Annotated in this window: 25 protein-coding genes; 19 read left to right on the top strand and 6 right to left on the bottom strand. The window is 73.6% G+C overall.

Translation table 11 applies throughout. The features are described from left to right. Positions 1-65: 65 nt before the first annotated feature. Entirely contained in the window at positions 66-3,599 is a 3,534-nt protein-coding gene (dnaE, locus tag ACFYUY_RS06485; RefSeq protein ID WP_360207251.1) for a DNA polymerase III subunit alpha, read from the top strand. 79 nt (positions 3,600-3,678) lie between these two features. Here the strand turns inward: dnaE and ACFYUY_RS06490 are convergent, their stop codons facing one another. Further along, positions 3,679-4,566 (bottom strand): LysR family transcriptional regulator, encoded by an 888-nt coding sequence (locus tag ACFYUY_RS06490; protein ID WP_360207249.1) that lies wholly within the window; start codon positions 4,564-4,566, stop codon positions 3,679-3,681. Positions 4,567-4,638: 72 nt separating this feature from the next. Between ACFYUY_RS06490 and ACFYUY_RS06495 the strand changes: the two genes are divergently transcribed. The 6 genes from ACFYUY_RS06495 to ACFYUY_RS06520 all read left to right on the top strand — a co-directional run bounded on the left by ACFYUY_RS06495 (position 4,639) and on the right by ACFYUY_RS06520 (position 11,275). Beyond that, entirely contained in the window at positions 4,639-5,529 is an 891-nt protein-coding gene (locus ACFYUY_RS06495) for a dihydrodipicolinate synthase family protein (RefSeq protein WP_387898464.1), read from the top strand. Between the two features lie 113 nt (positions 5,530-5,642). Further along, on the top strand, positions 5,643-6,689 hold the full coding sequence (locus ACFYUY_RS06500) for an aspartate-semialdehyde dehydrogenase (RefSeq protein WP_360207244.1): 1,047 nt from the start codon (positions 5,643-5,645) through the stop codon (positions 6,687-6,689). A gap of 316 nt (positions 6,690-7,005) precedes the next feature. Continuing rightward, positions 7,006-8,373: an NYN domain-containing protein gene (locus ACFYUY_RS06505; protein ID WP_387898468.1), complete on the top strand. Its 1,368-nt coding sequence runs from the start codon at positions 7,006-7,008 to the stop codon at positions 8,371-8,373. Between the two features lie 172 nt (positions 8,374-8,545). Beyond that, a complete protein-coding gene (locus ACFYUY_RS06510; RefSeq protein ID WP_387898471.1) occupies positions 8,546-9,544 on the top strand; it encodes an ABC transporter ATP-binding protein in 999 nt (332 codons plus the stop codon). After that, positions 9,541-10,356 carry an ABC transporter permease gene (locus ACFYUY_RS06515; RefSeq protein ID WP_387898474.1) on the top strand — a complete coding sequence of 272 codons (816 nt, stop codon included), beginning with the start codon at positions 9,541-9,543 and terminating at the stop codon, positions 10,354-10,356. The genes ACFYUY_RS06510 and ACFYUY_RS06515 overlap by 4 nt, the downstream gene beginning before the upstream one ends. A 97-nt stretch (positions 10,357-10,453) precedes the next feature. Continuing rightward, complete coding sequence (locus ACFYUY_RS06520; protein WP_387898476.1) at positions 10,454-11,275, top strand: hypothetical protein; 822 nt, start codon at positions 10,454-10,456, stop codon at positions 11,273-11,275. A 52-nt stretch (positions 11,276-11,327) separates the two neighbouring features. Here ACFYUY_RS06520 and ybaK read toward each other — a convergent pair whose 3' ends face one another. The 3 genes from ybaK to ACFYUY_RS06535 form a co-directional block, all read right to left on the bottom strand. Further along, complete coding sequence (gene ybaK, locus ACFYUY_RS06525; RefSeq protein WP_360207229.1) at positions 11,328-11,822, bottom strand: Cys-tRNA(Pro) deacylase; 495 nt, start codon at positions 11,820-11,822, stop codon at positions 11,328-11,330. A 29-nt stretch (positions 11,823-11,851) separates the two neighbouring features. Then, the gene (locus ACFYUY_RS06530) at positions 11,852-12,580 is read right to left on the bottom strand and encodes an LON peptidase substrate-binding domain-containing protein (protein WP_360207226.1); all 729 of its coding nucleotides are present in this window, start codon (positions 12,578-12,580) and stop codon (positions 11,852-11,854) included. A gap of 107 nt (positions 12,581-12,687) precedes the next feature. Then, entirely contained in the window at positions 12,688-14,265 is a 1,578-nt protein-coding gene (locus ACFYUY_RS06535; RefSeq protein ID WP_360207224.1) for an oxidoreductase, read from the bottom strand. Between the two features lie 91 nt (positions 14,266-14,356). Here ACFYUY_RS06535 and hisD point away from each other — a divergent pair, with 91 nt between their 5' ends. From hisD to hisF, 8 genes are read left to right on the top strand one after another with little or no spacing between them, the layout of a single operon-like run. Next, positions 14,357-15,664, top strand: a complete 1,308-nt coding sequence (hisD, locus tag ACFYUY_RS06540; RefSeq protein ID WP_360207221.1) for a histidinol dehydrogenase — start codon at positions 14,357-14,359, stop codon at positions 15,662-15,664. Next, positions 15,661-16,812 carry a histidinol-phosphate transaminase gene (locus ACFYUY_RS06545; RefSeq protein WP_360207218.1) on the top strand — a complete coding sequence of 384 codons (1,152 nt, stop codon included), beginning with the start codon at positions 15,661-15,663 and terminating at the stop codon, positions 16,810-16,812. The genes hisD and ACFYUY_RS06545 overlap by 4 nt, the downstream gene beginning before the upstream one ends. 6 nt (positions 16,813-16,818) lie before the next feature. Then, complete coding sequence (hisB, locus tag ACFYUY_RS06550; protein ID WP_360207215.1) at positions 16,819-17,412, top strand: imidazoleglycerol-phosphate dehydratase HisB; 594 nt, start codon at positions 16,819-16,821, stop codon at positions 17,410-17,412. Beyond that, positions 17,409-17,561: a hypothetical protein gene (locus ACFYUY_RS06555; protein WP_360207213.1), complete on the top strand. Its 153-nt coding sequence runs from the start codon at positions 17,409-17,411 to the stop codon at positions 17,559-17,561. Before hisB ends, ACFYUY_RS06555 begins: the two co-directional genes overlap by 4 nt. A gap of 43 nt (positions 17,562-17,604) precedes the next feature. Beyond that, complete coding sequence (gene hisH, locus ACFYUY_RS06560; RefSeq protein WP_360207210.1) at positions 17,605-18,240, top strand: imidazole glycerol phosphate synthase subunit HisH; 636 nt, start codon at positions 17,605-17,607, stop codon at positions 18,238-18,240. Between the two features lie 30 nt (positions 18,241-18,270). Further along, on the top strand, positions 18,271-18,993 hold the full coding sequence (gene priA / locus ACFYUY_RS06565; RefSeq protein WP_360207208.1) for a bifunctional 1-(5-phosphoribosyl)-5-((5-phosphoribosylamino)methylideneamino)imidazole-4-carboxamide isomerase/phosphoribosylanthranilate isomerase PriA: 723 nt from the start codon (positions 18,271-18,273) through the stop codon (positions 18,991-18,993). Then, a complete protein-coding gene (locus ACFYUY_RS06570; protein WP_360207206.1) occupies positions 18,990-19,421 on the top strand; it encodes a RidA family protein in 432 nt (143 codons plus the stop codon). Before priA ends, ACFYUY_RS06570 begins: the two co-directional genes overlap by 4 nt. Further along, positions 19,418-20,188 carry an imidazole glycerol phosphate synthase subunit HisF gene (gene hisF, locus ACFYUY_RS06575; protein ID WP_387898482.1) on the top strand — a complete coding sequence of 257 codons (771 nt, stop codon included), beginning with the start codon at positions 19,418-19,420 and terminating at the stop codon, positions 20,186-20,188. The genes ACFYUY_RS06570 and hisF overlap by 4 nt, the downstream gene beginning before the upstream one ends. A 128-nt stretch (positions 20,189-20,316) precedes the next feature. On the opposite strand, the gene ACFYUY_RS06580 is transcribed toward hisF, so the two are convergent. Together ACFYUY_RS06580 and ACFYUY_RS06585 are read right to left on the bottom strand one after the other, a co-directional pair. After that, the gene (locus ACFYUY_RS06580) at positions 20,317-21,102 is read right to left on the bottom strand and encodes a VOC family protein (protein ID WP_360207201.1); all 786 of its coding nucleotides are present in this window, start codon (positions 21,100-21,102) and stop codon (positions 20,317-20,319) included. A 170-nt stretch (positions 21,103-21,272) separates the two neighbouring features. Next, positions 21,273-22,259: a LuxR C-terminal-related transcriptional regulator gene (locus ACFYUY_RS06585; protein ID WP_360207198.1), complete on the bottom strand. Its 987-nt coding sequence runs from the start codon at positions 22,257-22,259 to the stop codon at positions 21,273-21,275. Between the two features lie 340 nt (positions 22,260-22,599). On the opposite strand from ACFYUY_RS06585, the gene ACFYUY_RS06590 reads away from it, so the two are divergent. From ACFYUY_RS06590 to ACFYUY_RS06605, 4 genes are all read left to right on the top strand, one after another. Beyond that, positions 22,600-22,830, top strand: a complete 231-nt coding sequence (locus ACFYUY_RS06590) for a hypothetical protein (protein WP_387898485.1) — start codon at positions 22,600-22,602, stop codon at positions 22,828-22,830. Positions 22,831-22,867: 37 nt separating this feature from the next. Beyond that, a complete protein-coding gene (locus tag ACFYUY_RS06595) occupies positions 22,868-23,143 on the top strand; it encodes a hypothetical protein (RefSeq protein WP_360207192.1) in 276 nt (91 codons plus the stop codon). Between the two features lie 131 nt (positions 23,144-23,274). Further along, a complete protein-coding gene (locus ACFYUY_RS06600; RefSeq protein ID WP_387898493.1) occupies positions 23,275-23,646 on the top strand; it encodes a hypothetical protein in 372 nt (123 codons plus the stop codon). Further along, on the top strand, positions 23,619-24,680 hold the full coding sequence (locus ACFYUY_RS06605; RefSeq protein WP_387898496.1) for an FG-GAP repeat domain-containing protein: 1,062 nt from the start codon (positions 23,619-23,621) through the stop codon (positions 24,678-24,680). The genes ACFYUY_RS06600 and ACFYUY_RS06605 overlap by 28 nt, the downstream gene beginning before the upstream one ends. Positions 24,681-24,810: the final 130 nt, after the last annotated feature.

Below are 24,810 nucleotides of genomic sequence, written 5' to 3' on the forward strand. Positions count from 1 at the left end.
GCATCCCCTGTGACCTGCGCGTTCACCGGCCCACCAGACCAGCACGAGCCTCCGGAGGCCCCGCCTTGAGCGACCAGCCGTTCGCGCATCTGCACGTCCACACCGAGTACTCGATGCTGGACGGTGCCGCCCGGCTGAAGCAGATGTTCAAGGAGGTCGAGCGGCTGGGCCAGACCCACGTCGCGATGACCGACCACGGGAACATGTACGGCGCCGCCGAGTTCCACCGGCAGGCCACCGACGCCGGCATCACCCCCGTCATCGGGATCGAGGCGTACGTGGCGCCCGAGGCCCGCTCCAACACCAAGCGCATCCTGTGGGGCCAGCCGCACCAGAAGCGGGACGACGTCTCCGCGTCCGGCGCGTACACCCACAAGACCATCTGGGCCCGGAACAAGGAGGGCCTGCACAACCTCTTCAAGCTGACCTCGCGCTCCTACGCCGAGGGCTGGCTGGTCAAGTGGCCCCGGATGGACAAGGAGCTGATCTCCGAGCTGTCCGGTGGCCTGATGGCCACCACCGGCTGCCCGTCCGGCGAGGTGCAGACCCGGCTGCGCCTCGGGCAGTTCGACGAGGCGGTGAAGTCCGCGGCCGACTACCAGGACATCTTCGGCAAGGAGAACTACTTCCTGGAGCTGATGGACCACGGCCTGGACATCGAGAAGCGGGTCCGCGACGGGCTGCTGGAGATCAGCAAGAAGCTGAACATCCCGCCGGTCGTCACCAACGACTCGCACTACACCACCGAGGCCGACGCGGGCGCGCACGACCTGCTGCTCTGCGTCCAGACCGGCAAGAACCTCTCGGACCCGGACCGCTTCCGCTTCGACGGCACCGGCTACTACATCAAGTCGGCCGCCGAGATGTACGCCCTCGACTCCTCGGACGCCTGGCAGGAGGGCTGCCGCAACAGCCAGCTCCTCGTCGCCTCCCGGGTCGACACCGAGGGCATGTTCAAGTTCAAGAACCTCATGCCGCGCTTCCCGATCCCGGAGGGCTTCGAGTCCGAGGCGGACTTCTTCAAGTCCAAGGTCTGGGAGGGCATGGACTGGCGCTTCCCGGAGGGGTACGACGAGGAGCACAAGAAGCTCGCCGAGTACGAGATGGACACCATCATCCAGATGGGGTTCCCGGCGTACTTCCTCGTGGTCGCCGACTTCATCATGTGGGCGAAGAGCCAGGGCATCGCGGTGGGCCCCGGCCGTGGTTCGGCGGCCGGCTCGCTGGTCGCGTACGCCATGGGCATCACCGACCTCGACCCCATCCCGCACGGCCTGATCTTCGAGCGCTTCCTCAACCCCGAGCGCATCTCCATGCCCGACGTCGACATCGACTTCGACGAGCGCCGGCGCGGTGACGTGATCCGGTACGTGACGGAGAAGTGGGGTTCCGACAAGGTCGCCATGATCGTCACGTACGGCACCATCAAGGCGAAGGCCGCCATCAAGGACTCCTCGCGCGTCCTGGGCTACCCGTACGCGATGGGCGACCGCATCACCAAGGCGATGCCGCCGGACGTCATGGGCAAGGGCATCCCGCTGTCCGGCATCACCGACCCCTCGCACCCGCGCTACGGCGAGGCCGGCGAGATCCGCGGGTTGTACGAGACCGACCCGGACGTCAAGAAGGTCATCGACACCGCCCGTGGCATCGAGGGCCTGATCCGCCAGCCCGGCGTCCACGCGGCCGGCGTCATCATGTCCGCCGAGCCGCTGACCGACCACATCCCGGTCTGGACCCGGCACACCGACGGCGTCACCATCACGCAGTTCGACTACCCCACCTGCGAGGGCCTCGGCCTTCTGAAGATGGACTTCCTCGGCCTGCGCAACCTGACGATCATGGACGACGCCGTCAAGGCGATCGAGAAGAACAAGGGCGAGAAGATCGAGCTGCTCAAGCTGCCGCTCGACGACAAGCCGACCTACGAACTCCTCGCCCGCGGCGACACGCTCGGCGTCTTCCAGCTCGACGGCGGGCCCATGCGCTCCCTGCTGCGCCTGATGAAGCCCGACAACTTCGAGGACATCTCCGCCGTCCTCGCGCTGTACCGACCCGGCCCGATGGGCGTCAACTCGCACACCAACTACGCGCTGCGCAAGAACGGCCAGCAGGAGATCACCCCGATCCACCCGGAGCTGGAGAAGCCCCTGGAGGAGGTGCTGCGGCCCACCTACGGCCTGATCGTCTACCAGGAGCAGGTGCAGAAGGCCGCGCAGATCCTCGCCGGCTACTCGCTGGGCCAGGCCGACCTGCTGCGCCGCGCCATGGGCAAGAAGAAGAAGGAGATCCTGGAGGCCGAGTTCGTCCCGTTCCAGAAGGGCTGCCGCGAGCGCGGCTACTCGGACGCGGCGATCCAGGCCGTGTGGGACGTCCTGGTGCCCTTCTCCGGCTACGCGTTCAACAAAGCGCACACCGCCGGGTACGGGCTGGTCTCGTACTGGACGGCCTACCTCAAGGCCAACTACCCGGCCGAGTACATGTCCGGCCTGCTGACCTCCGTCAAGGACGACAAGGACAAGTCCGCGGTCTACCTGAACGAGTGCCGCAAGATGGGCATCCAGGTGCTGCCGCCGGACGTCAACGAGTCGGACTCGGACTTCACCCCGCACGGCAGCGACACCGTCCGGTTCGGCCTCACCGCCATCCGCAACGTCGGCGGGCCGGTGGTCGAGTCGATGATCCGCACCCGGAAGGCGAAGGGGAAGTTCAGCTCCTTCCCGGACTTCCTGGAGAAGGTGGAGTCGGTGGTCTGCAACAAGCGGACCGTCGAATCGCTGATCAAGGCGGGCTCGTTCGACTCGCTCGGGCACACCCGCAAGGGCCTCAGCGCGCAGTTCGAGCCGATGATCGACAACGTCGTCGGCGTCAAGCGCAAGGAGGCCGAGGGCCAGTTCGACCTGTTCGGCGGCGACGCCACCTCCGACGAGCCGAGCTTCGGCCTGGACGTGGTCTTCTCCGAGGACGAGTGGGAGAAGTCCTTCCTGCTCACCCAGGAGCGGGAGATGCTCGGCCTGTACGTCTCCTCGCACCCGCTGCACGGCATCGAGCACGTGCTCGCCGACAAGGCGGACTGCGCCGTCGCCGACCTCGCGGAGCGGCCGGACGGGACGATCATCACCATCGGCGGCATCATCTCCGGCCTGCAGCGGAAGATGACCAAGCAGGGCAACGCCTGGGCGATCGCCACCGTCGAGGACCTGGCGGGCTCGATCGACTGCATGTTCTTCCCCGCCAGCTACCAGCTGGTCTCCTCCCAACTCGTCGAGGACGCCGTGGTGTTCGTCCGTGGCAAGCTGGACAAGCGGGAGGACGTGCCGCGGCTGATGGGCATGGAGCTGTCCGTCCCCGACCTGTCGAACGCGCACGCCGACGCGCCGATCATCATCAACATCCCGAGCGGGAAGATCACCCCGCCGCTGGTCGCCCGGCTCGGCGAGGTGCTGGGGAGCCACCGGGGCACCACCGAGGTGCGGGTGCGGCTGGAGAGCCGCACCAAGACCACCGTGCTGCGCCTGGACCGGCACCGGGTGAAGTCCGACCCGGCGCTGTTCGGCGACCTCAAGCAGCTGCTCGGCCCGAGCTGCCTGGTCGTCTAGGGCCGGCTCCCGGATCTCCGCCGGGCCCGGGGTGCCCACGGGTGCCCCGGGCCCGTTCCGCGGGTGGGACGGGCCCGGCTCAGGACCAGCCGCCCAGGCCCGCCGGGACGGCCGCGTGCAGGGCCGAGACGAAGGCCGAGATCGCCGGGTGGGAGCCGGCGCCCGCCCGGAAGGCGGCGCGGGTGCGCCGGTACATCGGCAGCCGGGTGAGGACCACCCCGGGCGGGGGCTGCGCGGTGCCCAGGTGCGGCACCAGGGCGACGCCCTGGCCGGCCGCCACCAGGGCCAGGACCGTCGCGAAGTCGTCGATCCGGTGCCGGATCCTGGGCGCGAACCCGGCGGACTCGCAGGCCCGCACCGCCATGCTGTGGCAGAGCGTGCCCGGCGGGGACACGATCCAGGGCGCGCCGCGCTGCTCGGCGACCGTGCCGGGCGCCCGGGCCGCCAGGTACATCGGCTCGGTGAACACCGGGCGGGTCACCGCCAGGCCCGGCTCCGGATCGGCCGGGACGAGGTCGTACTCGTGGACCAGGGCGACGTCCAGCTCGCCGGCGCGCAGCGCCGCCCCGACGGCCGCCGGATCCACCTCGGTGACCATCGGCTCCAGGCCGGGGTGCCAGCCGGCCAGTTCGGCGAGGACACCGGGGATGACCGCCCGGGCCGCCGACGGGTAGGTGCCGATCCGCAGCGGCCCGGCCAACCCCTGCCGGGCGTGTGCGAGTTCGGCACCGGCCTGCTCCAGCAGGGCGAGCACCGCCTCGGCGTGCCGGACGAGGTTGCGCCCCGCCGGGGTGAGGGTGACCCGCCGCCCGGTGCGCTCCAGCAGCGGGACGCCCGCCTCCCGCTCCAGCACGGACAGCTGCTGGGACACCGCCGACGGGCTGAAGGACAGCGCCTCGGCGACGGCGGCGATGGTGCCGAGGTGGGCGAGTTCGCGCAGCAGGCGCAGGCGTCGGACGTCGAGCATCGGCTCAGCTTACGAGAAGCATCACGAACGTGAACTGGACCCGGGCGATCGGCCGGCCGCAGGATCGTGACCATGGAACTCACCGGCATCCACGTCCCCCTGATCACGCCCTTCGCCGCGGACGGCTCGGTCGCGCTGGACGCGCTGGCCGCACTCGCGGACGAGCTGCTGACCGCCGGCGCGGCCGGCCTCGTCGCCCTCGGCACCACCGGCGAGCCCGCCGCGCTGACCGAGGAGGAGCGCTGGGCGGTGATCGACGTGGCCGCGGCCGCCTGCGCCGCGCACGGGGCGACGCTGACCGTCGGCGCGCACGGCGGCGACACCCGTGCCACCGCCGAGGCGGTGGCCGCCATCCGCGAGCGGGTGCCGCAGGCGGCGGCCGCGCTGGTCACCGTCCCCGGCTTCGTGCGGGCCGGCGAGGCCGGCACCGTCGCGCACTTCCGCGCGCTGGCCGCGGGCAGCCCGCTGCCGCTGGTCGTCTACCACATCCCGTACCGCACCGGGCAGCAGCTGTCCGGCGCGGCCCTGCTGGAGATCGCGGCGATCGACGGCGTGGTCGGGGTCAAGTACGCGACCGGCGGGCTGGACGAGGCGGCCGTGCAGCTGCTCGCCGCCGCCCCGGACGGCTTCGCCGTGCTGACGGGGGAGGACGCCTTCCTCTCGCCGCTGCTGGCGCTCGGCGCGGCGGGCGGCATCCTCGCCTCGGCCCACCTGGCCACCGCCCGGTTCGTCGAGCTGGCGGCCGCCTGGCGGGCCGGGGACGCCGCCCGGGCCCGGGAGCTCGGGCACCGGCTCACCGGGCTGGCGCTGGCGGCCTTCGCCGCACCCAACCCGGCGGTGACCAAGGGCGTGCTGCACGCCCAGGGCCGGATCCCCACCCCGGACGTCCGGCTGCCGCTGCTGCCGGCCGGGCGGGCGGAGGTGGACACGGCGCTGGCACTGGTCAGTCGTCTGGACCACTGATCGGTCGGACCGTCCCCTCTCACACCGTGGAATACCAGGTGGCCCCACCCGCATGACAAGGCATGATGGGCGGAGTGCGGCTGTGAACAGCACCATCCAGAGGAGTAGTCGGAATGAAGATCGGCATTGTCGGAGCCACCGGCCAGGTCGGCGGCGTGGTCCGCGAGATCCTTGCGGAGCGCGCGGGGCGCCCGGGCGGAATCGGCCCGGTGGAGCAGCTGCGGCTGTTCGCCTCGGCCCGCTCGGCCGGACGCACCCTGCCGTGGCAGGGCACCGAGGTCACCGTCGAGGACGCCGCCACGGCCGACTACACCGGCCTGGACATCGTGATCTTCTCCGCCGGCGGCGCCACCTCCAAGGCCCTCGCCCCCAAGGTCGCCGCCTCCGGCGCCGTCGTCATCGACAACTCCTCCGCCTGGCGCCGCGACCCCGACGTCCCGCTGGTCGTCTCCGAGGTCAACCCGCAGGCCGTCGCCGACCGCCCCAAGGGCATCATCGCCAACCCGAACTGCACCACCATGGCCGCCATGCCCGTGCTGCGCCCGCTGCACGAGGAGGCCGGCCTCGCCGCGCTCGTCGTCTCCACCTACCAGGCCGTCTCCGGCAGCGGCGTGGCCGGTGTCGCCGAGCTGCAGGACCAGGCCGCCAAGGTCGTCGACGGCGCCGCCGCCCTCGCCCACGACGGCAGCGCGGTCGAGTTCCCCGAGCCCAAGGTCTACCGGCGCCCGATCGCCTTCAACGTGGTGCCACTGGCCGGCTCCATCGTCGAGGACGGCTCCAACGAGACCGACGAGGAGCAGAAGCTCCGCCACGAGAGCCGCAAGATCCTCGGCATCCCGGACCTCAAGGTCGCCGGCACCTGCGTGCGCGTCCCCGTCTTCTCCGGCCACTCGCTGCAGATCAACGCCCGCTTCGAGCGCCCGATCAGCCCCGAGCGCGCCGTCGAGCTGCTCACCGGCGCCCCCGGCGTCGAGCTCTCCGAGATCCCCACCCCGCTCCAGGCCGCCGGCAAGGACCCGAGCTACGTCGGTCGCATCCGGGCCGACGAGACCGTCGACCACGGCCTCTCGCTGTTCCTGTCCAACGACAACCTGCGCAAGGGCGCGGCCCTCAACGCCGTCCAGATCGCCGAGCTGGTCGCCGCCGAGCTCAAGGCCTGACCCCGCCGCCGAAACCCGGGCGCCGGGCCCGGGTGCCGGGCCCGCACCGGGCCGCGCACCGGCCGGCGTGCCGGGCCCGGCCTCGCCCCGCGGAGTGACCTCGGGCGGGCCCCGTCGTTGAACGGGGCCCGCCCTCGCGTTTCCGTCGGCGGCTGTTGCGGTACCGCGACATCCTCCGAGGTTCGGCGCGCCGACCGGGGGGAAAAGGTGACCCAACGATCGGGCGGCCATCGGGGGCCCCTCACCCCGCGCCCGCACCCCGGGCGGACCGCGCCCACCCGGCCTGACCCCGAGGGCGAGCGGAAAGAGGTGTGCGATGGACCGCTGTGTCGTCCTGGTGGACGCGGGATACCTGCTGGGTGCCGCGGCCAGCCTGCTCGCCGGCGACCCGTCCCGCTCCCGGGTCACCGTCGACCACACCGCGCTGATCACCGCGCTGCGCGAACGCGCCGAAGCCGAGACCGGGCTGCCGCTGCTGCGGATCTACTGGTTCGACGCCGCCCCCGACCGCCGCCCGATGCCCGAACACCGCCGGCTGCGCGTCCTGCCCCGGGTCACCGTCCGGCTCGGCGCCCTCACCCGGGCCGAGGGCCGCTGGGTGCAGAAGGGCGTCGACGCCGCCATGCACGCCGAACTCTCCGAACTCGCCCGCAACCGGGCCTGCGCCGACGTCGTGCTGATCACCGGCGACGGCGACCTGCTGCCCGGCATGATGTCCGCCAAGGAACACGGCGTGGTCGTCCACCTGTGGGCCCTGCAGGCCGCCGACGGCGACTTCAACCAGTCCGAGGACCTGGTCGGCGAGGCCGACGAACGGCGCGTCCTCGACCGGGAGTGGATCGAGGGCTCCTTCAGCCTCCGCGAGAGTGCCACCGTCTTCCCCGCGCCCGGTGCCCGGCAGGAGATCGCCAAGATCCTCGCCGCCCCGCCCGCCGCCGCGCCCCTGCCGGCCCCGCTGCCCGCCGGGGTGCCCGCAGCGGTGGCCCCCGCCGCCCCGGCCTCCGCCACCGCCGGCCCGGCCGGCACCCCCGCCGGAGCCCCGGCCGCCGACGGGCGGCCCCAGCCCCCCGCGGCGCTCAAGGTCGTCCCCACCCCCAAGGACCTCGCCGGGCGCGTCGCCGCCACCCCCGGCGCCCACGCCGTCAACGGGCACGGCCCGCTCGGGCACCCGGCCGCCCACGGCCCGGCCAACGGGCACGCGCCCGCGGTGGCCAACGGCCCGGCCAACGGGCACGCCAACGGGCACGCGCACGGGCCGACCGGGCCCGTCCTGCGCTGGTCCTCCGACCGCGGGTGGGTCGACCGGCCCACCCCGGAACCCGCCGTCACCGCCGGCGACAGCCTCCCCACCCTCGCCCAGCTCACCACCTCCGAACAGCGCTGGGCCGACCGCGAGGAGGACATCACCACCATCGGGGGCGACGCCCACGAAGTCGGCCAGGTCTTCGCCCGCCGCTGGAGCGACCGCCTCGGCGACGTCGAACGGCTCACCGTGCTGTGGCCCGACTACCCGCGCATCCCGCACCGGGTGGACGGCGAACTGCTCCGCTACGCCGCCCGCTTCGGCCTGCTCGCGCACAAGGACGACCAGATCGACGAACACGACCGCTACGCCATCCGGGCCGGGTTCTGGAAGGAGCTCGCCGCCCGGGTCCCCGGCGGATCGATGGTCGTGGACGACTAGGGAGCGTCCAGGGAGCCCCGGCAGGTCCGTCCGGCGGGCCCTCCTGCGCGTACCCGCCGGGTCCGGGGAGGTTCCCGCGGCAGCCGGACCCGGCTCCCGGGGCCCTTCCGGGGCCGTGGTGATCCGGCCCCCTTGTCCGGTTCGCCCGTGTGAGCGCGTAGAGTCTCCGGTCGTGAACGAGACGGCCGGGCGAGCACCCCACGACACCCCGCCGTGCGTCGCCGTGCGCGACCTGGTCAGGACCTACCGCACCGGCCGCGGCGACGCCGCCACCGAGATCCGGGCCAACGACGGGATCAGCCTCACCGTCCGGCAGGGCGAGATCTTCGGACTGCTCGGGCCCAACGGCGCCGGCAAGTCCACCCTCGTCCGGCAGCTCACCGGACTGCTGCGCCCCGACTCCGGCAGCATCGAACTCCTCGGCCACGACGTCGTCCGCCACCCCGAACGGGCCGCCCGGCTGCTCGGCTACCTCGGCCAGGAGTCCAGCGCCCTCGACGAGCTGACCGTCGCCCTCGCCGCCGAGACCACCGGGCGCCTGCGCGGCCTTACCCGGACCCGGGCCCGCGCCGAGGCCGCCGACGTGCTCACCGAACTCGGCCTCGAACCGATCGCCCGGCGCCCGCTCGCCAAGCTCTCCGGCGGCCAGCGCCGGCTCGCCTGCTTCGCCGCCGCCCTCGTCGGCGACCGGCCGCTGCTCGTCCTCGACGAACCCACCACCGGCATGGACCCCGTCGCCCGGCGGGCCGTCTGGAGCGCCGTCGACCGGCGCCGCGGCGAACGCGGTGCGACCGTGCTGCTCGTCACCCACAACGTCATCGAGGCGGAGACCGTGCTCGACCGGGTCGCCGTCGTCGACGACGGACGGATCATCGCCTGCGACACCCCCGGCGGCCTCAAGGCCCTCGTCGACGGGCACGTCCGGCTCGACCTGGTCTGGCGGGACGAGGCGCCGCTCGCCGTCCCCGCCGTCGCCGAACTCGCCGGCCGGGCCGAACGCGCGGGCCGCCGCTGGACCATCCGCACCACCCCCGAACAGGCCCGCGAACTGGTCGCCGCCGTCACCACCGGCCCGGCCTTCGCCGCCCTCGACGACTTCACCCTCGCCACCCCGAGCCTCGAGGACGCCTACCTCGAGCTCGGCGGCCGCCACGGAGGACTGGCCAAGTGACCCTGCTCTCCGTGCCGCCCCAGGCCGCCGCCCCCGCCGCGGACGGCACCCCCGCCCCGCTCGCCCCGGCGGCCCGCCTGCTGCCCGCCCTCGCCGCCGTCTACCGGGCCCAGCTCGCCCGGGCCAAGGTCGCGCGGATCCCGCTGCTGTTCGTCGCCACCTTCCAGTCCGTCGGCATCCTGGTGATGATGCGCGGCGTGGTGGACGCCGGGCAGACCTCCGAGGCGCGGTCCGTGGTGGCCGGCTCCAGCGTGCTCGTCGTCGCCTTCGTCGCGCTCAACCTGCTCGCCCAGTACTTCGGCCGGCTGCGGGCCACCGGCGGCCTCGACCACTACGCCACCCTGCCGGTGCCCGCCGCCTCCGTGGTCCTCGGCGCGGCCGCCGCCTACGCCTCCTTCACGCTGCCCGGGACCGTCGCCACCGCCGTCGTCGGCGCGGTGATGTTCGGGCTGCCGCTCGGGCAGATCTGGGTGCTGCTCGCCGTCGTCCCGCTCGCCGGGGCCGCCCTGTCCGGGCTCGGCGCCGCCTGCGGGCTGCTCGCGCCCCGGCAGGAGATCGCCACCATGCTCGGGCAGCTCGGCATGTCGGCGGCGCTGCTGCTCGGCGTGCTGCCCGTCGACCACCTGCCGCAGCCGGTGCTGTGGCTGCGCGACCTGCTGCCGTCCACGTACGGCGTCGAGGCCTTCGCCCGGACCTTCACCCCGGACCCCGACTGGGCGCTGGTCGCGGGCGACCTGGCGGTCTGCGCGGGCGTCGGCGTGGTCTCCCTGGCGGTCGCCACCTGGGCCTACCGGCGCGCCGTCGCCCGCTGAACACCGCCGGGCACCGGCCGCCCCGCCCGGCCCTCCCCGGCCCCGGGGGAGCGGGTGCAGGGCCCGCCGGAGCAGCCGTCGTGAAACGATGGGGCCCGTGACCGTACCGAACACACCTCCGGATCCCACCCGCGCCGACGTGGACGCGGTGCCGGGCGCCACCCCCGACCCGTTCGCGCCGCCGGCCCCGGACGCCGGGACCCAGGAGCCCCCGGCCGGACCGGCCGCGGAGCCCCCCGCGGGGCCCCGGCTCATGGAACGGCTGCTGCCGGAACTGCGGATCGGCGCGGGCACCGTGCTCGTCTGCATCCTGGTCGGGCTGGTCATGGCCGGCGTGTGGGCCTGGCTGGCGCCCAAGGTGCCGCTGGTCGTGGACGGTGACCGGATCCTCTACGCCGACCCGGAGGGCGAGCAGCGGGCCGGCGCCGACGCCGTCTTCGTGCTCGCCGGGCTCGGCGCCGGCATCCTCACCGCGCTCGGGGCCTTCCTCGTCACCCGGCGGCGCGGCGGCGGCATCGGGGTCACCCTCGGGCTCGTGATCGGCGGGCTGCTCGGCTCCGTCGGCGCCTGGCGGCTGGGGCGGTGGCTCGGGCCCAGCGACAACCTGATCGGCGAGGCCCGCCGGGTCGGCAACGGCGGACACTTCGACGCGGGCATCGACCTGGGGGCGATGGGGGCGCTGCTGGCCTGGCCGATGGCGGCCATGGTGGTGCTGCTGGCGCTCTCGGCGGCCTTCGGGAAGCGGGAGGAGGACCCGCCGCCGTACTGGGCCGGGCCGGCCCCGCACGGACAGCAGCCGCAGGGGCAGCACCCGGAGCCGTACCCCGGGCAGCCGCAGGGACAGCCGTACGGGCAGCCGCAGGGGCCGGCGGGCGGTTTCCCGGGCGGCGGCACCACGGGGCCGGAGGACCGGGCGTAGGGCTTGCGTCGACGCCGGGCCGCGGCGGCCCGGTGGGGGGTTCCCGCCGGGCTCAGCGGGCGATCGCGGCGGTGGCGGCCCCCGTCAGTGCCACCAGGTCGGCGGGGGCGAGCTCGACCTCCAGACCGCGGCGGCCCGCCGAGACGTAGACGGTCGGGTGGGCGAGGGCGCTGTCGTCGACCACGGTGCGCAGCGGGCGGCGCTGGCCCAGCGGGGAGATGCCGCCGCGGACGTAGCCGCTGCTGCGCTCGGCGGCCGCCGGATCGGCCATCGCGGCGCGCTTGCCGCCGACGGCGGCGGCCAGGGCCTTGAGGTCGAGCTGCCCGGCCACCGGGACCACGCCGACGGTGAGCACGCCGTCCACGTCGGCGACCAGGGTCTTGAAGACCCGCTCGGCGGTCACGCCCAGCGCCTCGGCGGCCTCGCCGCCGTAGGAGGCTGCGGCCGGGTCGTGCTCGTAGGCGTGCACGGTGAACGGGACCGCGGCGCCCTCCAGGGCCACGGTCGCGGGCGTTCCCTGCCCGCCCTTCTTCGCTTTCCTCGCCATCACGGGATCCCTGGGTCGTCGGGGCTGTGCTAGTTGGGGCTGAAGGACTGGCGGGTGAGGTCGACCGCGGGCAGCGACGGCAGCCAGCTGAGCACCGAGGTCTCCCGGCGCAGCAGGTCGAGTTCGGCGCGCAGCCGCTGGGCGGTGTCCGGGCAGGCCAGCAGCTGCTGCTTGACCGGGGTCTCGAACACCGAGGCCGCGGCGACCAGGTAGGACAGCACCTGCGGGTCGTCGGGGAGCTCCTGGCGGCCGACGGTGCTCGCCTCGCGGGCGCCGGCGAGGCGCTTCTGGTAGACCCGGAAGGCCCGCTCCACCTCGGCCGCGAGCGCGCCGGAGCCCTCGCCGGGGGCCTCCTCGACCAGCTCGGCCTCGCCGGTCAGGTACGGGCCGGAGACGTCCACCGAGCGGAGCCGGAACCGGGTCGTGCCGGTGACCAGCAGCTCGTACCGGCCGTCCGGCTGCTCCTGGACGGAGGCGACGTCGGCGACGCAGCCGACGGGGAAGACCGCTTCCAGCGGATCCCCGGTGACGGTGCCCAGGCCGTCCAGCGGCCCCGCCGGGCCGTCCCCCGGGCGGACCGGGGCGACCTCCCGGCCGTCCTTGATGGCGAGCACGCCGAAGCGGCGCGGGGTGTCGGCCGGGAGTTCGAGCAGGTCGGCGACGAGACGGCGGTAGCGCTCCTCGAAGACGTTCAGGGGCAGCACGAGGCCCGGGTAGAGCACGTTGTTCAGCGGGAAGAGCGGCAGCCGTTCTGTCACGGCGGACAGCGTAGTTCCCCGCACGCCCCCGGCGCCCCGCGGTCGGCCCCGCCGGAGCGTCCGCCACCCCCCCGCCGGAGCGTCCGCCACCCCCGCCCGAGCACCCGCTATCCCCGCTGGAGCATCCGCGAGGCGCCGGCGACGACCGTGGTGGCCAGCAACCAGCCCACGATGACCAGCCCCGCCGAGACGTACTGGCTGAGGCCGCCCGGGTTCCAGCCCTGCTGGCCGAGGTCGACGACGGGGACCAGCTGGCTCAGCGTGTACAGCACCGGGTTCCAGTGCGGGCTCTCGTCGGCCTTCAGCGGGGCCAACCGGTGGGTGGCGAACCAGACGCTGCCGAGCGCCCAGGCGAGCAGCAGCCACAGGCCCGCCCGGCCGGGCCGGTAACCGTAGCCGACGCCGACGTCCTGGACCAGGCCCCAGATCCGGGCCGGCAGCGGCAGGGTCCGGCGGCGGCGGCGCTGCTTGGCGTAGAGCACCTCGCGGGCGTCGTCGTCGGCGCCGTCGCGGCGCAGCGCGGCGGCGAGCTGCTCGTAGGACTCCGGCTGGAACTCGGTGGTGGACCCCTCCAGCCAGGCGATCCGCTGCTGGACGGTGAAGGGCGCGGCCGGGCGCAGGTTCTCGTAGACGAAACCGTTGAGGCCGAGGTGCCGGCCGAGCGGCCAGGCGTCCGGGTCGTCGACCAGGTTGCCGACCCGGGCCCGGGAGAGCGAGACGGTGCCGGTGGGGCGCATCCGGCAGGTGAACCGCAACTCGGGGGTGTGGATGCGGCGCAGCGACAGCTCGTCGTCACCCTCCAGGTGGAATTCCCCGGAGATCAGGCAGGCGCCGTCGAAGCGGGCGTCGGAGAGCCGGACCTGGCCGTGGGCGCGGAACGGCAGGCCCGGTGCGTCGGGCGGCGGCGTCTGCCCGTAGCCGGAGCCGTAGTAGCTGCGGGAGCCGAACCAGCCGCCGTCGAGGGAGCTGGTCAGGTAGCAGGTGTGGCCGACGGTGATGCGGACGGCGTTGAGGCAGATGCGGTTGTCCGGGACGGCGTGCAGCTGGGCGCCGCGCAGCGAGAGCCGGCCGCCGATCCGGGCGGTGCGCAGGCTCAGCTCGCCGTGGACCTCGATCCGGTCGGCCTCGAAGTCCTGGTGGACGGTCATGCCGTCGGCGGAGAGCGCGCGGCCGAAGCGGTCGCAGCCGAGCCACGTCTGGTTGAGCAGCAGGTCGGTGCCGATCCTGGCGTCCGTCAGCCGGACGCCCTCGCGTATTCGGCACCGGGCCAGGTGGAGGTCCCCGGTGGTGGCCAGCCGGGAGGCCTCCATCCGCGGGGCCAGGCAGTCGACGAAGCGCAGGGTGCTGGCCTCCGCCTCGGAGATCAGGATCTTCTGCTCGAAGCGGCACTCGCGCAGCTCGACGTACTGGCGGATGGCGCCGCCCGCCAGGTTGAGCGCCCCGGTCACCCGCACGCCCGTCATCCGCAGCGAGGACACCCGGCCCGGCGCGGCGGCCGGGCCGGCCAGCAGCAGGTGGGCGAGGACCTCGGCCCGGACGGTGCGCCCGGCGCCCCAGACGGCGTCGCCGAAGGGGTCGTCGGTGGCGTGGACCCCGCACCGCCGGTCGTACACGTCACCCTGGCGGAAGGCCTCCCAGAGCTCCTGCTCGGTGTCGGTCCAGCCCTCCGGAGCGTGCTCCGCCATGGTTTCCCCCGTCCCCCCGGTCGTCTCGCCTTTCGTATCACGGACTGAAATACGGGACCAGCGATTCCGGCCACTCCTTACACTGGGTGGCGTGATCTCTCGAATCGACCTCCGCGGCTCGCTGGACGACCCGCGTGACCTGCTGCCCCGTGCCGAGTTCGACGTCGCGGCCGCCCTGGAGAAGGTGCGACCGATCGCCGAGGACGTACGCCATCGCGGGGTCGCGGCCGTCATCGAGATCACCGAACGCTTCGACGGCGTCCGGCTGGAGTCCACCCGCGTCCCGGCCGGGCAGCTGGCCGAGGCCCTGGAGACGCTGGACCCGAAGGTGCGGGCCGCCCTGGAGGAGTCCATCCGCCGGGCCCGCACCGTGCACGCCGACCAGCGCCGCACCGGGCACACCACGCAGGTGGTGCCCGGCGGCACCGTCACCCAGCGGTGGGTGCCGGTGGAGCGGGTCGGCCTGTACGTGCCGGGCGGCCTGGCGGTCTACCCGTCCTCCGTGGTGATGAACGTCGTCCCGGCCCAGGAGGCCGGCGTGCGCGCCATCGCCGTCACCTCCCCGCCGCAGCGCGAGTTCGGCGGCCGGGTGCACCCGACGATCCTGGCGGCCTGCGCGCTGCTCGGCGTGGACGAGGTCTACGCGGTCGGCGGCGCCCAGGCCGTCGCGATGTTCGCGCTGGGCACCGAGGAGTGCGCCCCCGTCACCATGGTCACCGGCCCCGGCAACATCTACGTGGCCGCCGCCAAGCGCCTCTTCGCCGGCCGGATCGGCATCGACTCGGAGGCCGGCCCGACCGAGATCGCCGTCCTCGCCGACGACAGCGCGCTGGCCTCCGACGTGGCCGCCGACCTGATCAGCCAGGCCGAGCACGGCCCGACCTCCGGCTCGGTGCTGGTCACCGACTCGGTGGCGCTGGCCGACGCGGTCGAGGCCGAGCTGGCCGAGCAGGTCGCCCGGACCAAGCACGCCGAGCGGGTCGCCGAGGCGCTCGGCGGCAAGCAGTCCGGCATCATCCTGGTCGACGACCTGGACCAGGGCCTCGCCGTCGTCAACGCCTACGCGGCCGAGCACCTGGAGATCCAGACCCGGGACCCGCACGCGGTCGCCGACCGGGTCGTCAACGCCGGCGCCGTCTTCATCGGCCGCTGGACCCCGGTCTCGCTGGGCGACTACGCGGCCGGCTCCAACCACGTGCTGCCCACCGGCGGCTGCGCCTGCCACTCGGCCGGCCTGTCCGTCCAGACCTTCCTGCGCGGCGTCCAGGTCGTCGAGTACGACCGGGACGCGCTCGCGGACGTCGCCGCGCACGTCGTCAACCTCGCCGACGCCGAGGACCTGCCCGGTCACGGCGACGCCATCAAGGCCCGCTTCGATTGGACGGTACCCGGCTCGTGACCGCCATCGACGACCTCCCCATCCGCGACGAACTGCGCGGACAGTCCCCGTACGGCGCACCGCAGCTCGACGTGCCCGTCCAGCTGAACACCAACGAGAACCCGTACCGGCTGCCCGAGGAGCTGGTCGCCCGGATCGCCGAGCGCGTCGCCGAGGCCGCCCGCGACCTCAACCGCTACCCCGACCGGGACGCGGTCGAACTGCGCGAAGGGCTCGCCGCCTACCTCGGCCGCACCACCGGGTTCACCGTCGCCCGCGAGCAGGTCTGGGCCGCCAACGGCTCCAACGAGGTGCTCCAGCAGCTGCTGCAGACCTTCGGCGGCCCCGGCCGCAGCGCACTCGGCTTCGAGCCCTCCTACTCGATGCACGCGCTGATCTCCCGGGGCACCGGCACCGCCTGGACCTCCGGCCCGCGCAACGACGACTTCACCATCGACGTGGACGCCGCCGTCGCCGCGATCGCCGAGCACCGGCCCAACGTGGTCTTCGTCTGCTCGCCGAACAACCCGACCGGCACCGCCGTCGCCGCCGACACCGTGCTGCGGCTCTACGAGGCCGCGCAGGCCGCCCGGCCCAGCCTGGTCGTCGTCGACGAGGCGTACGTCGAGTTCTCGCACCGGGCCTCGCTGCTGCCTCTGATCGAGGGCCGCCCCAACCTGGTCGTCACCCGCACCATGTCCAAGGCCTTCGGCGCGGCCGGGCTGCGCCTGGGCTACCTGGCCGCCGACGCCGCGGTGGTGGACGCCGTCCAGCTGGTCCGCCTGCCCTACCACCTGTCGGCCGTCACCCAGGCCACCGCGCTGGCCTGCCTGGAGCACACCGACACCCTGCTCGGCTACGTCGGCCGGCTCAAGGCCGAACGCGACCGGCTGGTGGACGCGCTGCGCGGCCTCGGCCTGGAGGTCACCGACTCGGACGCCAACTTCGTCCAGTTCGGCCGCTTCGCCGACACCCACGCGGTCTGGCAGGCCATCCTCGACCAGGGCGTCCTGGTCCGCGACAACGGCGTTCCCGGGTGGCTGCGCGTCACCGCCGGCACCCCGGCCGAGAACGACGCCTTCCTGGAGGCCGTCGCCAAGGCCGTCCAGTCTCCCGCCCCCACCCTTGATCGTGCGCGCTCCGCGCGCGCAGCCAGTCAGGAGCTGTAACCCCGAATGTCCCGCATCGGACGCGTTGAGCGCACCACGAAGGAGACCTCGGTCCTGGTCGAGATCGATCTCGACGGCACCGGAAGGACCGACATCTCGACGGGCGTCGGGTTCTACGACCACATGCTCGACCAGCTCGGCCGCCACGGTCTGTTCGACCTCACCGTCAAGACCGACGGCGACCTGCACATCGACACCCACCACACCATCGAGGACACCGCCCTCGCGCTCGGTGCCGCCTTCAAGCAGGCCCTCGGCGACAAGGTCGGCATCTACCGCTTCGGCAACTGCACGGTGCCGCTGGACGAGTCGCTCGCCCAGGTCACCGTCGACCTGTCCGGCCGGCCCTACCTGGTGCACACCGAGCCCGAGAACATGGCGCCGATGATCGGCAGCTACGACACCACGATGACCCGCCACATCCTGGAGTCCTTCGTCGCCCAGGCGCAGATAGCCCTGCACGTCCACGTCCCGTACGGGCGCAACGCCCACCACATCGTGGAGTGCCAGTTCAAGGCCCTGGCCCGGGCCCTGCGCTACGCCTCCGAGCGCGACGTGCGCGCGGCCGGCATCCTCCCGTCCACCAAGGGGGCCCTGTGAGCAAGACCGCCGTCGCCCTCCTGTTCGTCGGCCTCTTCCTGGCCGGCGGCGTGATCTCGTTCTGGAAGCAGAAGCTGCCCAAGGGCGTCATCCTGGTGCTCGCGCTCGGCTCGGTGATGTGCCTGGCCGCCGGCGCCATGCGCCTGTAGGCACGCCGCCCTCCGGACACGCAGAGAGACTGGACACCTGAACATGGGCAAGAACGTCGTCGTCCTCGACTACGGATCGGGCAACCTCCGCTCGGCGCAGCGCGCGCTCGAACGGACCGGAGCGGACGTCACCGTCACCTCCGACTACGACGCCGCGATGAACGCGGACGGCCTGCTCGTCCCCGGCGTCGGCGCCTTCGAGGCCTGCATGCGCGGCCTGAAGTCCGTCCGCGGCGACTGGATCGTCGGGCGCCGCCTCGCCGGGGGCCGCCCCGTCATGGGCATCTGCGTCGGCATGCAGATCCTCTTCGAGCGGGGCGTCGAACACGGCGTCGAGACCGCCGGCTGCGACGAGTGGCCCGGCACCGTCGAGCCGCTGGACGCCCCCGTCGTCCCGCACATGGGCTGGAACACCGTGGACGCGCCCGCCGGCAGCCGGATGTTCGCCGGCCTGGACCCGCAGACCCGCTTCTACTTCGTCCACTCCTACGGGGTGCGGCACTGGGAGCTGGAGATCCACAGCGAGCGGATCAACGCCCCGCTCGTCACCTGGGCCACGCACGGACAGCCGTTCGTCGCGGCCGTCGAGAACGGCCCGCTCTGGGCCACCCAGTTCCACCCCGAGAAGTCCGGCGACGCCGGCGCCGCCCTCCTGACCAACTGGGTCGACACCCTCTGACGACCCTCTGACGACAGAAGAGTCCTGACAATGAGCCTCGAACTGCTTCCCGCCGTCGACGTCCGCGACGGCCAGGCCGTCCGCCTGGTCAAGGGCGCCTCCGGCACCGAGACCTCCTTCGGCGAGCCGCTGGCCGCCGCCCTCGCCTGGCAGAACGCCGGCGCCGAGTGGCTGCACCTGGTGGACCTCGACGCCGCCTTCGGCACCGGCACCAACTACGCGCTGCTGAAGGAGGTCACCGGCCGTCTCGACATCAAGGTCGAGCTGTCCGGCGGCATCCGCGACGACGAGTCGCTCGCCAACGCGCTCGCCACCGGCTGCACCCGCGTCAACCTCGGCACCGCCGCCCTGGAGGCCCCCGAGTGGGTCGCCAAGGCCATCGCCGAGCACGGCGACAAGATCGCCGTCGGCCTGGACGTCGTCGGCACCACCCTGCGCGGCCGCGGCTGGACCCGCGACGGCGGCGAGCTCTTCGACGTCCTCGCCCGGCTCGACCAGGAGGGCTGCGCCCGCTACGTCGTCACCGACGTCAACCGGGACGGCACCCTGACCGGCCCCAACCTGCAGCTGCTGCGCGACGTCTGCGCCGCCACCGACCGCCCGGTCGTCGCCTCCGGCGGCGTCTCCTCCCTGGACGACCTGCGCGCCATCGCCGGCCTGGTCGGCGAGGGTGTCGAGGGCGCCATCGTGGGCAAGGCACTCTACGAGCAGAAGTTCACCCTCGAAGAGGCCCTGGAGGCGGTTTCAGGATGACGGAACGTCGGATCGTACGCGGCAGGGTCGCCGGATGCTCCCCCTGGGAGGACGCCTTCGGCTACTCGCGGGCCGTCGCCGCCGGGGATTACGTGCACGTGGCCGGCACCACCGCCTGGGTGGACGGCCGGATCGAGCACGAGGGCGACCCGTACCGGCAGACCCTCGCCGCGTTCGGCGTCGGGCTGCAGGCCCTCGCCGCGTACGGTCTGACGGCGGACGACGTGGTCCGCACCCGGATGTACATCACCCACGTCCGCGACGCCGACGAGGTGGGCCGCGCCCACCGCGAACTCTTCGACGCCGCCCGCCCGGTGGCCACCATGGTGGTGGTCGAGGGCCTGATCGACTCCCGGATGATGGTCGAGGTCGAGCTCGACGCCCACCGCACCGGGCTGGCAAAGACCCTGGAAGGCAAACAGCCGTGACCCTCGCCGTACGTGTCATCCCCTGCCTGGACGTCGACGCCGGGCGGGTGGTCAAGGGCGTCAACTTCCAGAACCTGCGCGACGCCGGTGACCCGGTGGAGATGGCCAAGCTCTACGACGCCGAGGGCGCCGACGAGTTGACCTTCCTCGACATCACCGCCTCCTCCGGGGACCGGGAGACCACCTACGACGTGGTCCGCCGCACCGCCGAGCAGGTCTTCATCCCGCTCACCGTCGGCGGCGGCATCCGTGCCGTCGAGGACGTCGACAAGCTGCTGCGGGCCGGCGCGGACAAGGTCGGCGTCAACACCGCCGCCATCGCCCGTCCGGAGCTCGTCCGCGAGATCGCCCAGCGCTTCGGCCGGCAGGTCCTGGTGCTCTCCGTCGACGCCCGGCGCTGCCCGCCCGGCACCGAGACCGCCTCCGGCTACGAGGTCACCACCCACGGCGGCCGCCGCGGCACCGGCCTCGACGCCGTCGAATGGGCCGGCCGCGCCGCCGAGCTCGGCGCCGGCGAGATCCTGCTGAACTCCATGGACGCCGACGGCACCAAGGACGGCTACGACCTGGAGATGATCCGGGCCGTCCGCAAGGCCGTCTCGGTGCCCGTCATCGCCTCCGGTGGCGCCGGCCGGCTCGCCGACTTCGCGCCGGCCGTCGAGGCGGGCGCCGACGCGGTGCTCGCCGCCAGCGTCTTCCACTTCGGCGACCTGCGGATCGGCGAGGTCAAGAACGCGCTGCGCGAGGCCGGGCACCCGGTGCGCTGAGGCAGGCCCGAGGGCCCGTCGTGCCGGTGTGGTGCCGGTGCGGCGGGCCCTCGGTGTGTGCGGTCGTCGGCGGGCGTCGGGGTGGGGGCGGGGCTCCGGGGTCCTGCCGGGCTCAGGACTGCCGGGGCTCAGGACTGCCGGGGCTCACCCTTGATCAGCGCGAACGGGGCGCCGTTCGGGTCCGCCAGCCAGGCGAGACGGCCCACGTTCGGCACGTCCTCGGCCGGCATCATCACCGAGCCGCCGGCCGCCGTCGCCCTCGCGATCACCGCGTCCACGTCGTCCGCGGCGAAGTACGGCGTCCACGCGGACGGCTGCTCCGCGGACATGACCGGCGCGATGCCGCCGAAGCTGGTGGCCTGCTGGTCGCCGTCGGCCGTGGAGAGCACCCGGTAGTTCATGCCCGGCGACGGCTCGAAGTTCTCCACCCGCCAGCCGAACAGCGCCCGGTAGAAGCCGAAGCCGGCCTCCGGGTCGGCGCTGTGCAGCTCCGACCAGACCAGCGTGGCGTCCTCCGACACCACGTCCAGGCCGCGGACGTCACCCGGCTGCCAGACCGCGAACTCGGCGCCCTGCGGGTCCGTCAGCTGCGCCATCCGACCGGCCGTCATCACGTCCATCGCCGGCACCCGCACCGTGCCGCCGGCCTGCTCGACGGCCTTCACGGTGGCGTCCGCGTCCGAGGTGTGGAAGTACGTCGTCCACGCGGACCTGGCGCCCTGGTCCTGCAGCGGGCCGACCGCCGCGACCGTCCTGCCGTTCAGCTGGAGGAACCCGTAACCGCCCGTCTCCGGACCGGCGGACTCGAACGTCCAGCCGAACACCTTGCCGTAGAACTCGGCGGTGGCCGCCACGTCCGGGCTGCCGAGGTCGATCCAGCAGGGTGCGCCGGCGGGAAAGTCGGTGGTGAGCATGAGGTGGTGCCCCTTCGACGGAGAAGTGACCGGAACGGCCCCCCGAGGACGCGCACACGCCCCCTTCCCGGCCACCTGCGAGTCTGCACCCGACCACTGACATCCGCAGCCGGGACACGGCTGACCTCGCGGATTCGGCGGCTCGGGCGGGGCGGGGCCCCCGCGGGCGACTACAGCCAGCCCCGCTGCGCCGCCTTCAGCCCGGCCTCGAAGCGGCTGGCGGCGTCGAGCCGCTCCATCAGGGCGGACATCTGGCGGCGCACGGTGCGCACCGAGATGCCGAGCCGCTTGCCGGCGCCCTCGTCCGTCAGACCCGTCCCGAGCAGCCGGAGCAGGTCGCGTTCGGCCGGGGTGAGGCCGGTGTCGTGATGGGTGGGCTGGTCGGCGCCGAGCGGCACGGCCGTGGACCAGGCCTGCTCGAACAGGGCGACCAGCGAGGCGACCAGCCCGGGCTCGCTGGTGCAGAGCGCCCCCAGCCTCGTCCGGGTCGGGTCGATCGGGACGACGGCGGTGTGCCGGTCGAAGACCAGCAGCCGCGGCGGCAGCAGGGGAGCCGTCCGCACCTGGCCGCCCAGCCCGGTCAGCCACTGGGCGTACGCGTGGGTGGCCTGGTCGTTGCGGACGCTGTCCTGGTACAGCGTCCGCATGGCGACCCCACGCTCCAGCGCGTCCCGGTCGAGCGGACGGGCGGCGTCCATGCTGGCCTGGGACTGCGCCCCGCCCGAGATGGCGGCGAGGAACTCCTCCCGCAGGCCGCGCGCCAGCGTCTCGAGCCTGGCCTGGATCGCGTCCATCCCGACCAGCCGCTCGGTCGCCTCCGAGGTGGTGTTGGGCATCAGGTCGGCGTAGGCGGCGACGGCCCGGGCCACGGCGGCCTTGCTGGCGGCCAACTCCTGCTGGCGGCGGGCGAGGTCGTCCTCCTGGCGGCGGATGACGGCCTCCAGGCCGACCGCCGGGCTGACCGGGCGCAGCGCGCCGTCGACCTCCTGGGAGGGGCGCAGCAGCGTCAGGTCCGCGAGCCGGTCGAGGGCCTCCCGCGCGGCCGTCTCCGAGAGCCGCAGGCGGCGGCAGAGGTCGGCGACCCCGCACCCGGGCTCGACCAGCAGGGCCGCGTAGACGGCCTCCGCCGCCGGGTCCAGTCCCAGCACTTCGAGCACGATTCCCCCCGGATTCGCCGATGCGCGCGGCCAGGTGGTGTCAAGGCCGTCTGCGCGATTCTCACAGTTCACTCATATGTGTGCAAGGAGATCTGACGGTGCATCGGTGGGGCGGCAGGGGCTGCCGGGCCGGGGCTGCCGGACCGGGGGCGCCGGTCGTGGCGCGATGCTGCCAGGCCTGATGCTGTCGCGGGAAAGGCCTTCCGGCGCGCCGGTCGGGCCTGCAGGATATGGATCACCGAGCCGCAGGGGCGCCGAGCCCCGGGCCGGGTGGGACGACGGGGGCCAGAGCCGTCCGTCCCGACGAACCGACCGACCAGCAACCAGGGGGTTGTTCTCCATGCGGATCTCCGCTCGCGTTCCCGGCGTCCTCGCGGCCGCGGCAGTCGTGGCCACGCTCGCCCTGCCGGCCGTCACCGCCGTCGCCGCCGCACCGGACACCGTGGCGGGCGTGTCCGCAGCCGGCGTGTCCGCGGCGAGCGACCCCGGCACGGGTGGGGCGGGCTCGGGCGGCCAGGGCAAGCCCGGCCTGGGCGACCCGGGCAGCATCAGCTGGGACAACAAGAAGTGACCGCCGCCGCCGGCGACGGCCGCTCGAACCCGACCCGATGCACATCGTCCGCCTGACGCTCACCAGCCCCGACCGGCGACCGGCCAGCGACGCCGACGCCCACGTCCTGAAGGACGTGCTCTGGGCCCACGCCGATCCCGGCGCCGGCCTGGAGCACGTCCAGTCGAGAGCCCGTCAGGACTCCATCGACCTCGTCGTCTTCACCAGCGGCGGAAGTGGCGACCGCGCCCCCGCCCACTCGCTGGCCCTCTGTTCCGCCGCGCTCTCGCGCTCCCCGGCCTTCCGGGCCTGGCGCGTCACCGTCGCCGGCTGACGGCCGTCCGCATCCTGCCGGAGCCGCTCCGGCGTTCCTTCCCGCCGGACTCACCCCGGCGTTCCTTCTTCCGGTGATCCGGGCGCCTGCGCGCCGCGCCGGTCCTCCGCATGCCACTTCCAGGAGCATCCATGTCCCGCAAGGCCTATCTCCGCACGTCCGCCGTCGCCCTCGGGCTGGCCGGCTCGCTCTCCCTCGGCCTGGTCGTCCAGGGCGGCACCGCGTTCGCCGCCGATCCCGCCGATCCCGCCGTCACCGCCGTCGCGGGCGGCGAGTACGGTGGCGCGGGCCAGCCGGTCGGGGCCGCCCAGGCGCCCGCCGCCGGGGCCTCGTCGGCGGCCGCGTCCGTCCTGGCCCTGGCCGTCACCCGCAGCGAGGCCATCCGGCGCGCCAAGACCTGGGTCGGCATCGGCCTCGACTACACTGGACCGGCTCGCACAACGGGTACCGCACCGACTGCTCCGGCTACGTCTCGATGGCCTGGAAGCTCGACGACTCGCTGACCACCGACACCTTCGGCCCGCGCGGCGTCACCGAGCAGATCGGCAAGGGCGACCTCAAGGCCGGTGACGCGCTGCTCAACGACAACAGCGGCGCCAACGGCCACGTCGTGCTGTTCGAGAAGTGGACCGACTCCAGCCACTACATGGGCTACGAGTTCACCGGCAGCGGCGTCCACTACCGCGAGATCCCCTACCCCTACTACCCCGGCTACGGCACCTACGTTCCGGTCCGCAACAAGTCCATCCGCGAGGACGGGCCCTCCGACCCGGGGATGACCAACCTGACGGCGGGTGACTTCAACGGGAACGGCAAGAAGGACCTGGTGGCCGTCGAGGTGTCCACCGGCAAGCTGTTCGCCTACCCGGGCACCGGCACGGGGGCACTGGGGAGCCGGGTGATGATCGGCTCCGGCGGCTGGAACGGCATGAGCAACCTGGCCGTGGGCGACCTCAACGGCGACGGCGGGGACGACATCGTCGCCACCGAGAAGTCCACCGGCAAGCTCTGGCTGTACCCGGGCAACGGCCACGGCGTCGAAGGCCGGATCGAGCTCGGCAGCGGTGGCTGGAACGGGATGAACAACACCGCCGTGGGCGACTTCAACGGCGACGGCGTGGCCGACGTCGTGGCGAGCGAGAACTCCACCGGGAAGCTGTGGCTGTACCCCGGCCTCGGCGGCGCCCTCGGCAAGCGGGTGGAGATCGGGTCCGGCGGCTGGAACGGGATGAACAAGATCGTCAGTCCGGGGGACATGAACAGGGACGGCAAGGACGACATCGTCGCCACCGAGAAGTCCACCGGCAAGCTCTGGCTGTACCCGGGCACGGGGCGTGGCCTGGGGGACCGGGTGGAGATCGGCACCGGCGGCTGGAACGGGATATCCGACTACGCGGGTGCGGACTTCACCGGTGACGGCATCGGCGACCTCGCGGCCGTCGACTCCGACCCGGGCCAGACCGGCAAGCTCTACCTGTACAAGGGCACCGGCAGCGGCCTGAGCTCCCGCACCGAGATCGGCACCGGCGGCTGGTGACCGGAGCGTGGGCCTCCTCCACAGGGGAGAGGAGGCCCACCCCGGGTGCCGCCCCACGGCCCGCCGTGGGGCGGCACTTCGGCGGTTGCCAGGACCTCGTGCACGCGTTCCGGCCCGATTGGCTCGTTCC

Source organism: Kitasatospora sp. NPDC004745 (assembly GCF_042873275.1).
GTDB lineage: Bacteria > Actinomycetota > Actinomycetes > Streptomycetales > Streptomycetaceae > Kitasatospora.